Origin of the sequence: Pseudomonas sp. DWP2-2 (assembly GCF_049897065.1) — a bacterium.
Taxonomy (GTDB): domain Bacteria; phylum Pseudomonadota; class Gammaproteobacteria; order Pseudomonadales; family Pseudomonadaceae; genus Aquipseudomonas; species Aquipseudomonas paracarnis.
In genome coordinates this window covers 55,821-69,977 of record NZ_JAFCVN010000011.1, presented here as the reverse complement: position 1 = coordinate 69,977, position 14,157 = coordinate 55,821, and the positions used below count along the sequence as shown (strand labels likewise).

Genomic DNA, 14,157 nt, shown 5'->3' with positions numbered 1-14,157 from the left:
TAAGGGGCAGGACGCCCCAGGAGCAGCAGATGAACACTTCCCGTTGGCTGACGGTCTTGTGTCTGGCCGCCTCAATGCCTGCTTATGCGTCCTCGGGGTTCAAGCCCATCGAACTCAAGGACGCCGAAATGGCCGAGCTGCGTGGCCGTTACGTGATGCCGGGGCGCATCATCAGCTTTGGCATTGTCATGAGCAGCACCTGGACCAATGCCGTCGGTGACAACATCACGGGCACGGCCAACATGCACATCGACAAGACCACCATTACCCCACAGTTCTACGTGCAAACCACCGGCTCGACCGGTACAGGCACGCGCCCCAACACGGGCACCGGAAATGTGGTCGGTGGTGCCGGCCTCGGCAGCGGCCAGGGCGTGACCCAAAGTGTACGCGCCGCCGGCGATGGCAACGCCGCCTACAACAATGTGGGCATCAACGTCGAAAATGGGGTTAGCCCCGCCAATAACCTGCAGTCCGGCCAGGTGCTGGTGGCGGGCGGCACAGTGACCGGGGACAGCGCCGCGGGCCGTGTCAGCGTATCGGCCAACAGTGGCGGCGTGCAGATGGCCATCCAGGCCAATCACAACCAGGGCAACAGCCTGCAGCAGATCGGCGCGGGGAACGTGCTGCAGGGCACGGTATTGACCGGCGATAGCAACCTTGTCAGAAACATCACCCAGATCAACGTGGTGATGAACAATAACGGGCTGAACAACGCCGCGTTGAACTGCAACCTGGATCAACTCAAAGGCCTACGCACGCTCGGTTATTGAACTACGCTGACCCTCGACACTTACGCATTAGAAAAGGACGGCTTATTTCATGCATCGATCGTTATCGCTACGTGCGGTGGTTTGTTTGAGTACGCTCTTGCCCGCATCCGTGCTGTATGCCGCGCCAGACGCTGACATCGAAACCCTGAAGAAGGAACTCCTGGAACTCAAGCAACGCTACGACGTGCAGCAAAAAGCCTTGGCTGTGCTGGAACAACGTGTGCGTCAGGTCGAGGACCAACCGGCAACGCCCGCCCCCAGGCGCCTGGCCAAATCACCGGCTGACTTCAAGAACGGCGCTAACACTGTCGCGGCTAGTGGTACGGGCGCAGCCGCGGCATCCGGTGGCGCTGGCGGGGGTGGCAGCTCCTACGGCCAGTCCCTCAAGGACGACTCGGCCCCTGCGCAAAGTGTGAGCAACCTGTACAACGAAGCCAGCGGCTTTTTCGGCAATGGCAAGTTCAGCGTGGAAACCGGCATCACCTATGCCCGTTATGACGCGCGCCAGTTGACGCTCAATGGTTTCCTGGCGCTGGACTCGATTTTCCTCGGCAACATCAACCTGGACCGGATCAAATCCGACAGCTGGACCCTGGACCTTACCGGGCGCTACAACGTCGACAACCGCTGGCAGTTCGACCTGAACGTGCCGGTGGTGTACCGCGAGTCCACCTACCAGTCGGGCGGCGCCGGCAACGACGCCACCGCCACCTCCGAAGGTTCCGTGACCCGTGACCCGACCATCGGCGATGTCAACTTTGGCGTGGCGTACAAGTTCCTCGACGAAACCTCGACCTTGCCGGACGCGGTGGTATCCGTGCGCGTCAAGGCACCGACGGGCAAGGAGCCTTTTGGTATCAAACTGGTCCAGCAACCGAACAACGACAACCTCTACGTGCCCGAAAGCCTGCCCACGGGCAACGGGGTCTGGTCGGTCACACCGGGCATTTCCCTGGTCAAGACCTTCGACCCGGCCGTGCTGTTCGGTTCGTTGTCGTACACCCACAACTTTGAAGACTCGTTCGATGACATCAGCAGTCAAGTCAATCAGAAGGTGGGAGGCAAGGTGCGCCTGGGCGACAGCTTCCAATTCGGGGTCGGCGTCGCCTTTGCCCTGAACGAGAAGATGAGCATGTCGTTCTCGGTTTCCGACCTGGTGCAGCGCAAGAGCAAGCTCAAGCCGGATGGCGGCGACTGGCAATCGGTGGTGTCCAGCGATGCCAACGCGGGCTACTTCAACGTGGGTATGACGATTGCCGCCTCGGATAACCTGACCATCGTGCCGAACCTGGCGATTGGGATGACCGATGATGCACCGGACTTTACGTTCAGCCTGAAATTCCCGTATTACTTCTGATTGGTTTGCCTGCGGGCGGTGTGTCAGTTGCTGCATCGGTGACTGCACTACCGCCTTCGCAGGCAAGCCAGCTCCCACATTGGCCCTGTATTGCCCACAGAATCAGCGCCTGGCACAGATCCCCTGTGGGAGCGGACTTGCCCGAGAAGGCGGAGTGTCAGTCACTGAATCTCTAACTGAACCACCGCTATCGCAGGCAAGCCAGCTCCCACATTGGCCCTGTATTGCCCACAGAATCAGCGCCTGGCACAGATCACCTGTGGGAGCGGGCTTGCCCGCGAAAGCGGTGTGTCAGTCACTGAATCTTTAACTGAACCACCGCTTTCGCAGGGAAGCCAGCTCCCACATTGGCCCTGTATTGCCCACAGAATCAGCGCCTGACACAAATCCCCTGTGGGAGCGGGCTTGCCCGCGAAGGCGGAGTGTCAGTCACTGAATCTCTAACTGAACCACCGCTATCGCAGGCAAGCCAGCTCCCACATTGGCCATGCATTGCCCACAGAATCAGCGCCTGGCACAGATCACCTGTGGGAGCGGGCTTGCCCGAGAAGGCAGAGTGTCAGTCACCGAATCTCTAACTGAACCACCGCTTTCGCAGGCAAGCGAGCTCCCACATTGGCCATGCATTGCCCACAGAATCAGCGCCTGGCACAGATCACCTGTGGGAGCGGGCTTGCCCGCGAAAGCGGTGTGTCAGTCACTGAATCTCTAACTGAACCACCGCTTTCGCAGGCAAGCCAGTTCCCACATTGGCCATGCATTGCCCACAGAATCAGCGCCTGGCACAGATCACCTGTGGGAGCGGGCTTGCCCGCGAAAGCGGTGTGTCAGTCACTGAAGCTTTAACTGAACCACCGCTTTCGTAGGCAAGCCAGTTCCCACATTAGGTTTACCCGCCCTAGCGGATCTGGTGTTTGTGCAGCAACCGGTAGAACGTCGGCCGGGAAATCCCCAGCACGCGGGCCGCGACACTGAGGTTGTCGCTGTGCCGGTTGAGCACATCGCACAGCGCCTGACGTTCGGCACGGTGCTTGTAGTCTTCCAATGTCGCCATCGGCGCCGAAATGACTTGCTGGCCTTGCAGCCCCAGGTCAACCGCTTCGATCTGCCGCCCTTCGGCCAGCACCAGGCCGCGCCGCACGCGGTTGGCCAGTTCACGCACATTGCCCGGCCACGGGTGTTGCCCCATCGCCACCAAAGCCTCTTCGCTGAAACTGCGCGGGCGCCGTCCGGTTTCCTGGCTGTAGAAACGTGAAAAGTGGTTGGCCAGCATCGCCACGTCGCCATGGCGTTCGCGCAACGGCGCGGTGACCACTTGCAGCACATTCAGGCGGTAATACAGGTCTTCGCGAAAAGCGCCCTTCTCCACCGCGGCCTCGAGGTTGACGTGGGTGGCAGCCAACACGCGTACATCCACCGGGATCGGCTGGCTGCCGCCAACGCGTTCGATGTGTTTTTCCTGAAGAAAGCGCAACAGGTTGGCTTGCAGCTCCATCGGCAGATCGCCAATTTCATCGAGGAACAGGGTGCCGCCGTTGGCCGCTTCAATACGTCCGATCTTGCGCTGGTGGGCGCCGGTGAACGCGCCTTTTTCGTGGCCGAACAACTCGGACTGGATCAGGTGTTCAGGGATGGCGCCGCAATTGATCGCGACAAACGGCTTGGCGTGCCGCTGGGATTGGCGGTGCAAAGTCTTGGCCACTAACTCTTTGCCCGTACCGCTGTCACCGCGGATCAACACCGGGGACTCAGTAGGCGCCAACTTGGACAACAATTTGCGCAACTCTCGGATGGGACGGCTTTCGCCCAGCAATTCATGGGGCTCATCCACCGGGGCGTAGCCCTTGCCACGCAGGCGCGCCATGCCGAACGCACGGCCCAGGGTCACCTGCACCCGGGATACATCGAAGGGCAAGGTGTGAAAGTCGAAAAACCATTCGCAGACAAAATCGCCGACGTTCTGCAAACGCAGTACATCCTGGCTGAGCACGGCGATCCACTCGGTGCCGCTGCGACCAATCAACTCCTTGACCGCTTCAGGGCGTTCCAAGTGATCGCGTTGCAAACGCAGCAGGCCCACATCGCAGGAGCGCTCACCTACCGCCTCCAAGGCACAGCTGTCCACTTCCCAGCCGGCGGTGCGTAAGCCGGGTAATAACCCGTGGCAATCGTCACAGGGGTCGACCACCAGTAAGCGGCGTTGGGCGGGTGTCGCAACCATGACTGTTCCTTGGCGCCAATATTGTTAAAGTTATTTAGAAACAACAGTTTGTGTCGACTGTTGGTAACCCTAGCAAGATCTTGACGCTTACCTTGTACCCTTTCGCTATAAGCGTGGGCAAAAAGCCATGCCTGTTTCGTAGCGCGCCAGAAGTTGCTCGCCAGTCAAAGGTTTATTGCGCTTTCAAAACAGCCGCTTACATGACGTCAATCAGGGAACGTTAAAATTTCTTGCCCTAGCATGTGACCCGCACCCCACCATCGTGCATCAGTACAAGTAACCCACCGCACGGTCCGCCCAACCGCCGGTACTCACTTGAATGGGCATACAGAGAGAAGACCCAAATGAACGCTCCGCTGCGCATCAACGAAGCTCTTTTGATTGCAGACCGTGCCTTCCAGCCTTTTCAATGCGTGGCCTGGCACGATGGCGTTGGCGCCCTCAGCCTGAGCGTCATCGACCGCACCAACACCCGCATCGGCAGCAAACAGTTGCCGTCGACTGCCTATACCGACCCGGCCCAACTTGAAAACCTGCTATTGCAGGCCCGTGCCGAGCTCGATAAAGATGGCCACCAGTTGCAACACTGGGCGATGCCAAAGTAATGCAATGCAGCAACTTCCAGCCCAAGTAAAACTTGAGCTGGAAGTTGTACAGTCATACTTGCACGCTTAACGTGCGGCGAGAATAAAGCGTTCGAACGCCTCGGCAGCGCCGTCCTCGACATTGCTGCCGGTCACCACATTGGCCTGGCGCTTGACGGTTTCTTCGGCCTGGCCCATGGCGATCGACAACCCCGCCACATGAAACATCGCCGGGTCATTGCCACCGTCTCCAATCGCAGCCGTTTGTGCAAGCGGTACGCCCAGGTGTTCAGCCAGGGTTTTCAAGGCTTCGCCTTTGTTGGCCAGCATCGCGGTCACGTCCAGATACACCGGCTGCGAACGCGACACCTGGGCCAACCCCTGCACTTTCGGCTGCAATTGCGCTTCCAGCTCCACCAATAACTGGGTGTTGTTGCTGGCGGCGACGATCTTGTCGACCCTGTCCAGGTAAGGCTCGAAACTCTCCACCACTACCGGCCCATAGCCCAAGCCATCGGCTTCGCGCTGCACCATGGGCCCGGGCGGATCACGGCGCAGCCAGTCGCCATCGGCAAACACCCAGACTTCCACGTCCGGCTCGGCGGAAAACAGCGCCAGGGTGATGAGTGCAGCTTCCGCCGGCAGATGATGAGCAACCAGGATGCTGCCATCCGGGTTGACCAACGTACCGCCATTAAAGCCAGCCACCGGCACATCGATGCCAAAGGTCTCGATCAAATGCCGCATGGCCTTGGGCGGACGCCCGCTGGCCAGGCTGAAAATCACTCCAGCCTCACGCATAGCGCGAATGGCATCGGCGGTGCGTTGGCTGAGGCTGTGGTCGGGATGCAATAGCGTCCCGTCCACATCACTGAGGACAAACCGGATGGGATGAATCGTCACGTCACTCATCCGAGGCTATGCCAGGCGCGGCCATCGCGGGCCAGCAAGGCATCGGCCGCCGCTGGGCCATCTTCACCGGCCTTGTAGGCCTGGATACCATCATCTTCCTTCCACGCATCCAGGAACGGCTGAACCGCACGCCAACCGTTCTCGATGTTGTCGGCGCGCTGGAACAGGGTCTGATCGCCGGTCATGCAGTCGTAGATCAGGGTTTCGTAACCCGTCGACGGCTGCATCTCGAAGAAGTCCTTGTAGTCAAAGCCCAATTCGATATTGGCCATCTCCAGGGTCGGCCCAGGCTGCTTGGCCAACAGGTCGAACCACATGCCTTCGTTAGGCTGGATCTGGATTTTCAGGTAAGTGGGCTTGAGTTCATCGACTTCGGTATCGCGAAATTGTGCATAAGGCGCCTGCTTGAAGCAGATCACGATCTCGGTGTCGCGGATGCTCATGCGCTTGCCGGTACGCAAGTAAAACGGCACACCGACCCAACGCCAGTTATCAATCATCACTTTGAGCGCGACGAACGTCTCGGTGCTGCTGTCCGGCGCGACGTTGGCTTCTTCGCGATACCCGGGCAATGGCTTGCCAGCGATTTCGCCAGCGGTGTATTGGCCGCGCACCGAGTTGGCCCGCGCATCCTCCAGCGACCAGGGGCGGATCGCACCGACCACTTTGGCCTTCTCACCCCTCACCGCGTCGGCACCAAAGGCTGCCGGCGGCTCCATGGCGACCATTGCCAGCAGCTGGAACAGATGGTTGGGCACCATGTCGCGCAAGGTGCCGGTTTTTTCGAAAAAATTACCCCGGGTTTCAACGCCGACGGTTTCAGCGGCAGTAATTTGCACGTGATCGATGTAGTGGTTGTTCCAGAACGCTTCGAACAGCACGTTGGAGAAACGGCTGACCAGGATGTTCTGCACCGTCTCCTTGCCCAGGTAATGGTCAATGCGGTAGATCTGCTTCTCGCTCATCACTTTGAGCAGGCAGGCGTTGAGCGCCTCGGCGGTGGCCAGGTCGGAGCCGAACGGCTTCTCGATAACCACGCGCCGAAAGCCCTCGTCCGTTTCATTCAACAAACCGGCACTGCCCAGGCGCTGCACCACTTCACTGAAGAAGCGCGGTGCAGTGGCGAGATAGAACACCGCATTGCCGGTGCCGCTGTCAGCGATCTTGCTGGCGATATCGGCATAGGTGCTGTCGTCGAGGAAATCGCCCTCGACGTAGCTGATGCCCTTGGCCAGTTGCGCCCACAACGCGGGGTCGAGGGCGTTCTCGGCATTGCCCCTGACTTTGCTGGAGGCTTCGGTACGAATGAAGTCCTCGAGTTTCTTGGCAAAGTCCGCATCGCTGATGGCGTTGTGATCAACGCCGACGATACGCAGGCCATCACCGAGCAACCCGTCACGGCTGAGGTTGTACAGCGCCGGCATGAGCAAGCGCTTGACCAGGTCGCCATGGGCGCCAAACAGAAACAATGTGGTGGGTGGAGCAGGTTCGGCCTTGGGTTTCTTGCCGTTGGCGGTCATTTTTTGGAAGTCTCCACATGGCCGCCAAAGCCGAAGCGCATGGCAGACAGCATTTTGTCACCGTAGGTGCTCTGCTGGCGGGAACGGAAACGCGCGAACAGCGAGGTCGACAACACCGGAACCGGTACGGCTTGCTCCATGGCTGCTTCGATGGTCCAACGGCCTTCACCGCTGTCGGCCACGGAGCCCGAGTAGCCGTCGAGTTTCGGGTCGGTGGCCAGGGCGTCGGCGGTCAGGTCCAACAGCCAGGACGACACCACGCTGCCACGACGCCAGACTTCGGCGATGTCGCCAACGTTGAGGTCAAAGCGCTGGTCTTCCGGCAGGTTTTCCGAGTTCTTGGTCTTGAGGATGTCAAAACCTTCGGCAAACGCCTGCATCATCCCGTACTCGATGCCGTTGTGGATCATCTTGACGAAGTGCCCGGAACCCGCTGGGCCGGCGTGAATGTAGCCCTGCTCGGCACGTGGGTCGGCAGAGGCCGAACGGTCCTTGGTGCGCGGAATGTTACCCAGGCCCGGCGCGAGGCTTTTGAAGATCGGGTCGAGGCGATTCACGGTCTCGGTGTCGCCACCGATCATCATGCAATAGCCACGCTCCAGGCCCCAGACGCCGCCCGAGGTGCCCACGTCCACATAGTGCAGGCCCTTTTCAGCCAGGGCCTTGCCGCGACGCACGTCGTCCTTGTAGTTGGTGTTGCCGCCGTCGATGATCACATCGCCGTCTTCCAGCAGTTCGCTCAGTGCGTTGATGGTGTCTTCAGTGGGCGCGCCCGCCGGCAACATGACCCAGACAGCACGGGGCTTTTGCAGGCCGGCCACCAGCGCTTTCAAGTCGGCGACGCCGGTGGCGCCCTCCTCGCTCAAGGCTTTGACGAAGGCTTCGTTACGGTCGTATACAACGGTGGTATGCCCATTGAGCATCAGGCGCCGCGCAATGTTACCGCCCATGCGGCCTAGTCCGATAATCCCCAGTTGCATGTGCTGATGCTCCTAACTTCTAAAAAATGTGTGACATAGTTTATAGCGCAATGAGGCTAATGAGGGTTAGTCCAGAGCGGATCCGTGTAGTTTCATGGCAAAAAAGTTGCCATCGTTTCACCATCACCCCGGCAAAAGTCACACGACCACCAAAAATAAAAAAGTTCCCTTGCTGCGAAAAAGAATTCAAACTTGCTTCCGACTGTTGCCAGAAACCTGTTTTGGCACCGCGATCTACCGGCTATTTGCGAGGTAAGCAATGAGCACAGCACAGATGACCCGTCCGCCACAGACCCTCTACGTCACCCTCCGTCGCGATGAACTGCGCCAGTTGAAAGACGAGCGCGATCAGTTGCAACAGGAAGTCCTGCGCCTGCGCTTGCACCTTCAAGCCCATCTCGATCAGCCGTCGGATGCCAAGCCAGCCCTGTGCTGATGCCCGTGCCGAACGCGTTGTAAGGCAATACCTACAGAAAACTCACAAAGTTTTCACATTCCCCTCTTGATACTCCCGTTCCGCGATGCCGCTCACTTCCTGGGCGGCCCGATGTTGCGCGCCTGCGCGCGACAATCTTTTTCTGATGGGGCGCTGGATGGCGATGTTCAAACGCAGCACGACGACTGCGAAAGGCTTTGATTGGGCCGGCCTTGGCTGGTTATTCCTGTTTTTCTGGTATTTCTCGGGTATTACCCAACTTCTTATCCAGCTGACCGGCACCTCCGGCTTCAGTGGCTTCCGCCAGGCCTTCTTCATGAGTGCGCTGTGGCTGGCGCCGATGCTGCTGTTCCCGCGTCGTACGCGCCTGCTCGCCGCCTTGATCGGCGTGGTGCTGTGGGCTTGCTCCATGGCGAGCCTGGGTTATTTCTTCATTTACCAGCAGGAATTCTCCCAGAGCGTCATCTTCATCATGTTCGAGTCGAACATCTCTGAAGCCGGCGAATACGCCACCCAATACTTTGCCTGGTGGATCGTGCTGGCGTTCATTGCCCACACCGCCTTCGCCATCTTCCTGTGGACGCGCTTGCGCCCGGTGTATCTGCCTCGCGGCCAGTCCATCGTGGCAGCCATTGCCATCGTCCTGGCGGTGGTGGGCTACCCACTGGTCAAGCAGATCGCCACCAGCGAAACCATGGAATTGGCCATCGATCGTTTCGAAACCCGCATCGAGCCTGCCGTGCCTTGGCAGATGATCGTCGCCTATCGTCGCTACACCGAGCAGTTGGACAACATGCAAGGCATGCTCACCAGTGCAAGCAAGATCCCGCCCTTGAACAACCTCAAGGACAGCATGGCCGGCCAGCCGTCCACACTTGTCTTGGTCATCGGCGAGTCGACCAACCGCCAGCGCATGAGCCTCTACGGCTACCCGCGCAACACCACGCCGGAGCTGGACAAGCTGCGCGACCAACTGGCCGTGTTCGATAACGTCATCACCCCGCGCCCCTACACCATTGAAGCGCTGCAACAGGTGCTGACCTTCGCTGACGAAGAAAACCCGGACCTGTACCTCAAGACACCGTCGATTGTCAGCGTGATGAAACAGGCTGGCTACAAGACCTTCTGGATCACCAACCAGCAGACCATGACCAAACGCAACACCATGCTCACGACCTTTTCCGAACAGGCCGACGAGCAGGTGTACCTGAACAACAACCGCAACCAGAACGCCCGTCAGTACGACGGCGATGTACTGGCGCCGTTTTCCAAGGCCCTGGCCGATACCGCCGAACGCAAGTTCATCGTGGTGCACCTGCTGGGCACCCACATGAGCTACCAGTACCGCTACCCGCAGACCTTCGACAAGTTCACCGACCGCCAGGGCGTGCCGGCGGGTGTCAGCGATGCGCAGTTGCCGACCTATAACAGCTATGACAACGCGGTGCTGTACAACGACTTCGTAGTCTCCAGCCTGATCAAGGACTACGCAAAGACCGACCCCAACGGCTTTTTGCTGTACCTCTCGGACCACGGCGAAGACGTGTTCGACTCGGCCGGCCACGACACTTTGGGCCGTAACGAAGGCAAGCCGACCGCGCCGATGTACACCATCCCGTTCATGGCCTACGCCTCGCCAAAATGGCGCGAAAGTCACGACTGGAGCTTTGCCGGCGACTTGCAGCGGCCTTACAGCAGTTCGCAGTTGATCCACACCTGGGCCGACATGGCAGGCTTGAGTTTCGATGAGCTGGACCACAGCAAGAGCCTGGTGAGCGACAGCTTCAAGCCACGCCCCCTGTTGATCGGCAACCCTTACGAGACCAAGCAGAAGGCACTGATCGACTTCAGCCTGATCAAGCCCAAGAAGGCCGACGGCGCCGAAGTGGTGGCCAAGTAAGCCAGGGCCTTGTAACAGAAAGATAACAATCATTCTCGTTTGAGCCTAAAGTTCCGCAGTTCCTTTCGTCTTTGAACCAAGCCCTCCCCGCCTGGGGAGGTATCAAAGACGACAAGGAGTCTGCAGCGATGTTTGCGCCCTTCACCCGTTCCATGACCTTCACCCTCGGCCTGTTCAGCCTGGCGCTGAGCCCGGATTCGCGGGCCGACCCCGCCCCCGATACAGCCCCCGCCAAAGCCCTGGAACTGGGCGCGACCACCATCAGCGCCGACGGCCTGGGCGCCACCACCGAGCACACCGGCGCCTACACTACTGGCTCGATGAGCACCGCCACGCGGCTGAACCTCTCCGTCAAGGAAACCCCGCAATCGATCTCGGTGATCACACGCCAGCAGATGGACGACTTCAATCTCAATACCCTGACGGATGTGTTGCGCCAGACCACGGGCGTCAACGTTCAGCATTACGACTCCGATCGTGTCTACTACTCCGCCCGAGGCTATGGCATCAGCAACTTCCAGGTTGACGGGATGCTCAACACTTTCGGCTACATGAAGACCGACGCCGACACCATCATCTACGACCGCATCGAAGTAGTGCGCGGCGCGACGGGCCTGACCACGGGCGCAGGCGACCCTTCGGCCACCGTCAACATGGTGCGCAAGCGCCCTACCGCCCAGTGGCAGGCCAAGACCGGCATCAGTGGCGCCAGCCATGACAACTACTACAGCTACGTTGACGTGGGCGGCCCGCTGGCGTTCGACGGCAAACTGCGCGGGCGTAGCGTGCTGGCTTACCGCGACAGCAAGTCTTTTCGTGACAACTATGGGCTGCAGCGGGCGGTGGGCTACGGCATTCTCGAGGCTGACCTTTCCGACGATACCGTGCTGGCCGCAGGCTTTGATTACCAGGACAAACAGGTGCAAGGCACGTCTTGGGGCACCGTGCCCTACTGGAACAGCCAGGGCGGCAAGGCCAGGCTACCCCGCTCCACCAACATGGCGGCGCACTGGAGTTCCTGGCCGCTGACCGACAAGACCACCTTCGCCACCCTCGACCATCGGCTCGGCGGCGACTGGCACCTGAAGGCCGCCTATACCCATCGCCAGAGCGACACCGATGGCAAGGTGTATTACGGCGGCGCCGGTTTCCCCAACCCCGACCGCAGCGGCATGACGGCTTGGGCCAGCCATATGCGCGGCACTTCGCGCATGGAGGCCATCGACCTCAACCTGGCCGGCAGCTACACGCTGCTGGGCCGCGAACACGCGCTGATGATGGGCTATGGCGAAGCCGCACAACGGGATGTCTCGCCCTTCATGCGCAGCGACCTGCCAGCCAGCTACTACCCCATTCAGGACTGGAAGCACATGGGCGGCATCAGCAAGTTCACCGACCAGGTGACCGACCTGAAGGGCGAGCACAGCAAGAAACAACAGAAAGCCGGTTACCTGGCCACAAGGCTGAGCCTCACGGACCGCTTGCACGCCGTACTGGGCAGCCGTTACGGCAGTTGGGAGCTGGAAAGCGCAGAGCCCAAATACGATGCCAACGACCAACTGACCGCTTCGGGCAAAACCAGCCAGACCCACAATGATATGTGGACGCCCTACGCCGGCCTGCTCTACGACATCACGCCGCAGTACACCGTCTACGCCAGCTATACCGACATCTTCAAACCCCAGGACTACCGTGATGCCAACAAGAAGTACCTGGAGCCCGTGGTCGGCAGTAACTACGAAGTGGGCCTCAAGGGCAGTGTGCTGAACGAGCGTTTGAACCTGGCCGCCGCGTACTTCTGGAGTACTCAGGACAACGTCGCCGAGCGGGATGACTCAGTCCCGCCCAACCCAGTCACGGGAGAGGAGTACTACAAATCCGGCGGCAAAGGTAACAAGGTCAACGGCTTCGAGCTGGAAGCCGCCGGTGAAATCACGCCGGACTGGAACCTGTCCGCCGGCTACACCTACACCCATTCGGTCAATGGCTCTGACAAACGCAACAACACCAGCCAACCCTTGAACCTGGTGAAGATCTCCAGCGCCTATCGCCTGCCGGGCGCCTGGCGCAAACTGACGGTGGGCGGCGCCGTGAACTGGCAGAGCGAAACCTACGACTTCAGCAACCGCCCGACCGGGCAGCGCAACAGCGAAGGCCGGCCAATAACCACCCGGGCGAAAATCACGCAACAGGGCTACACCGTGGTCAACCTGATGTCGCGCTACCAGTTCGACGAACAGGTTTCGGCGTCGGTCAACGTGAATAATCTCTTTGATAAGAAATATTACGAGCGCGTGGGTTTTTATAACGGGGTGTATTGGGGCGAGCCGCGTTCCGTCACGCTGGCGTTGGATTGGAAGTTATAGCCTCGCACGTTGAAGTTAACAAAACTGTTAACTTCAACGGCATCTCCCGTTAATTCCCACTTAATAAGATAACGCCATAGTCGCCCCATGATCTGATCACGAAGCGACCAGACACCTATCACTTTAATGGGGATACCACTATGAAACTCTCGACCTTGATGCTGGCCAGCCTGATGACCCTGACCTCTGCCGCTGCCTTTGCAGAGGGCGGCGCAGAGCGCTCCAAGGAGTTCTACAACAACTTCAGCTTCATTCAGGAAAAAACCCACGGCAAGGCTGAGCAACAAGTTGCCAGCGCCGATGGCAAGTCGGTCAAGGCCGACACGGTTGAACAGGCGCAACCGAACAGCTGAGTTAATGCTTACTTAATCCGTAGCACCCTGCGCCATTCTGCTCCGTTGGCAAAGGTTTATTGGGCGCCATTTAATGGCGCCTTTTTTTTGCCGGTTATTTATTACAACGGTTTATTCCAGAACAACATCCGCCCATGGGCCGGATCAAACACTGAGTCGTCAAAACCAAACTTGCGGTACGCCGCCTGCGCCAGAGTATTGCCTTCCAGCACTTCGAGGGTAATCTTGCAGCAACCGCGCTGCCGGGCGATTTCCTCGACCTTTTGCAGCATCTTCTGGCTCAACCCCAACCCCCGAAACTGCTCTTTCACCACCACATCATGGACATTGACCAAGGGCCGGCAGGCGAAGGTCGAAAAGCCCTCGAAACAATTGACCAATCCCGCTGGCTCCCCCCCGACGAACGCCAGCACACTGAACGCGTGTGGGCGCTTGGCCAGTTCGGCTGGCAACTGCTGCAAGAGATCGGCTGGCAGGCTGTGGCCGCCGCCCATCGGATCTTCAGCGTAATGGTTGAGCAACAGGCCAATGGCGTCGGCGTGCACGGCGTTGGTATAGCTGGCTTGCAGCACCAGGATGTCTGGGGTGTCCATTTCCTTCCTCGATAGCGACAACCAGGGAATCGTTTCCCTTTGAGAGCTGCGATTGTAAGCGTGGAGTCGGCAGTAGATGAAGGAGATAAGCGACAAATCGCTGACAGAAAATGCGAAGGTTGCGCGCATCAAAGCGTGCAAAGAGCTTTGGAGCGGCGATTT

Annotated in this window: 12 protein-coding genes; 7 read left to right on the top strand and 5 right to left on the bottom strand. The window is 59.3% G+C overall.

The genetic code is table 11. The annotated features are described in order from the left end of the window. Positions 1–29 precede the first annotated feature (29 nt). Positions 30–773 carry a hypothetical protein gene (locus ACP7CZ_RS21355; protein ID WP_034127715.1) on the top strand — a complete coding sequence of 248 codons (744 nt, stop codon included), beginning with the start codon at positions 30–32 and terminating at the stop codon, positions 771–773. 49 nt (positions 774–822) lie between these two features. Continuing rightward, positions 823–2,130, top strand: a complete 1,308-nt coding sequence (locus tag ACP7CZ_RS21350) for a hypothetical protein (protein WP_034127716.1) — start codon at positions 823–825, stop codon at positions 2,128–2,130. Positions 2,131–3,028: 898 nt separating this feature from the next. Here the strand turns inward: ACP7CZ_RS21350 and ACP7CZ_RS21345 are convergent. Then, the gene (locus ACP7CZ_RS21345) at positions 3,029–4,351 is read right to left on the bottom strand and encodes a sigma-54 dependent transcriptional regulator (protein ID WP_034127717.1); all 1,323 of its coding nucleotides are present in this window, start codon (positions 4,349–4,351) and stop codon (positions 3,029–3,031) included. 344 nt (positions 4,352–4,695) lie between these two features. Here ACP7CZ_RS21345 and ACP7CZ_RS21340 point away from each other — a divergent pair, with 344 nt between their 5' ends. Then, the gene (locus ACP7CZ_RS21340) at positions 4,696–4,956 is read left to right on the top strand and encodes a hypothetical protein (protein WP_034127718.1); all 261 of its coding nucleotides are present in this window, start codon (positions 4,696–4,698) and stop codon (positions 4,954–4,956) included. A 66-nt stretch (positions 4,957–5,022) separates the two neighbouring features. Here the strand turns inward: ACP7CZ_RS21340 and ACP7CZ_RS21335 are convergent, their stop codons facing one another. Genes ACP7CZ_RS21335 through gnd form a run of 3 tightly spaced genes read right to left on the bottom strand, consistent with a single transcriptional unit; the run spans position 5,023 to position 8,347 of the window. Beyond that, positions 5,023–5,847, bottom strand: a complete 825-nt coding sequence (locus ACP7CZ_RS21335; protein ID WP_034127719.1) for a Cof-type HAD-IIB family hydrolase — start codon at positions 5,845–5,847, stop codon at positions 5,023–5,025. Next, complete coding sequence (gene zwf, locus ACP7CZ_RS21330; protein ID WP_034127720.1) at positions 5,844–7,367, bottom strand: glucose-6-phosphate dehydrogenase; 1,524 nt, start codon at positions 7,365–7,367, stop codon at positions 5,844–5,846. Before zwf ends, ACP7CZ_RS21335 begins: the two co-directional genes overlap by 4 nt. Further along, entirely contained in the window at positions 7,364–8,347 is a 984-nt protein-coding gene (gene gnd / locus ACP7CZ_RS21325) for a phosphogluconate dehydrogenase (NAD(+)-dependent, decarboxylating) (protein WP_019817573.1), read from the bottom strand. The genes zwf and gnd overlap by 4 nt, the downstream gene beginning before the upstream one ends. A 259-nt stretch (positions 8,348–8,606) precedes the next feature. On the opposite strand from gnd, the gene ACP7CZ_RS21320 reads away from it, so the two are divergent. The 4 genes from ACP7CZ_RS21320 to ACP7CZ_RS21305 all read left to right on the top strand — a co-directional run bounded on the left by ACP7CZ_RS21320 (position 8,607) and on the right by ACP7CZ_RS21305 (position 13,402). Further along, the gene (locus ACP7CZ_RS21320; RefSeq protein WP_254914296.1) at positions 8,607–8,783 is read left to right on the top strand and encodes a DUF6026 family protein; all 177 of its coding nucleotides are present in this window, start codon (positions 8,607–8,609) and stop codon (positions 8,781–8,783) included. A gap of 157 nt (positions 8,784–8,940) precedes the next feature. After that, on the top strand, positions 8,941–10,683 hold the full coding sequence (locus tag ACP7CZ_RS21315; protein WP_032892095.1) for a phosphoethanolamine transferase CptA: 1,743 nt from the start codon (positions 8,941–8,943) through the stop codon (positions 10,681–10,683). Positions 10,684–10,811: 128 nt separating this feature from the next. Next, positions 10,812–13,049, top strand: coding sequence for a TonB-dependent siderophore receptor (locus tag ACP7CZ_RS21310; RefSeq protein WP_054897792.1), 2,238 nt, complete (start codon positions 10,812–10,814; stop codon positions 13,047–13,049). 140 nt (positions 13,050–13,189) lie between these two features. Continuing rightward, positions 13,190–13,402 (top strand): hypothetical protein, encoded by a 213-nt coding sequence (locus ACP7CZ_RS21305; RefSeq protein WP_034127722.1) that lies wholly within the window; start codon positions 13,190–13,192, stop codon positions 13,400–13,402. A 101-nt stretch (positions 13,403–13,503) separates the two neighbouring features. Here ACP7CZ_RS21305 and ACP7CZ_RS21300 read toward each other — a convergent pair whose 3' ends face one another. Next, positions 13,504–13,995 carry a GNAT family N-acetyltransferase gene (locus ACP7CZ_RS21300; RefSeq protein WP_034127723.1) on the bottom strand — a complete coding sequence of 164 codons (492 nt, stop codon included), beginning with the start codon at positions 13,993–13,995 and terminating at the stop codon, positions 13,504–13,506. Positions 13,996–14,157: the final 162 nt, after the last annotated feature.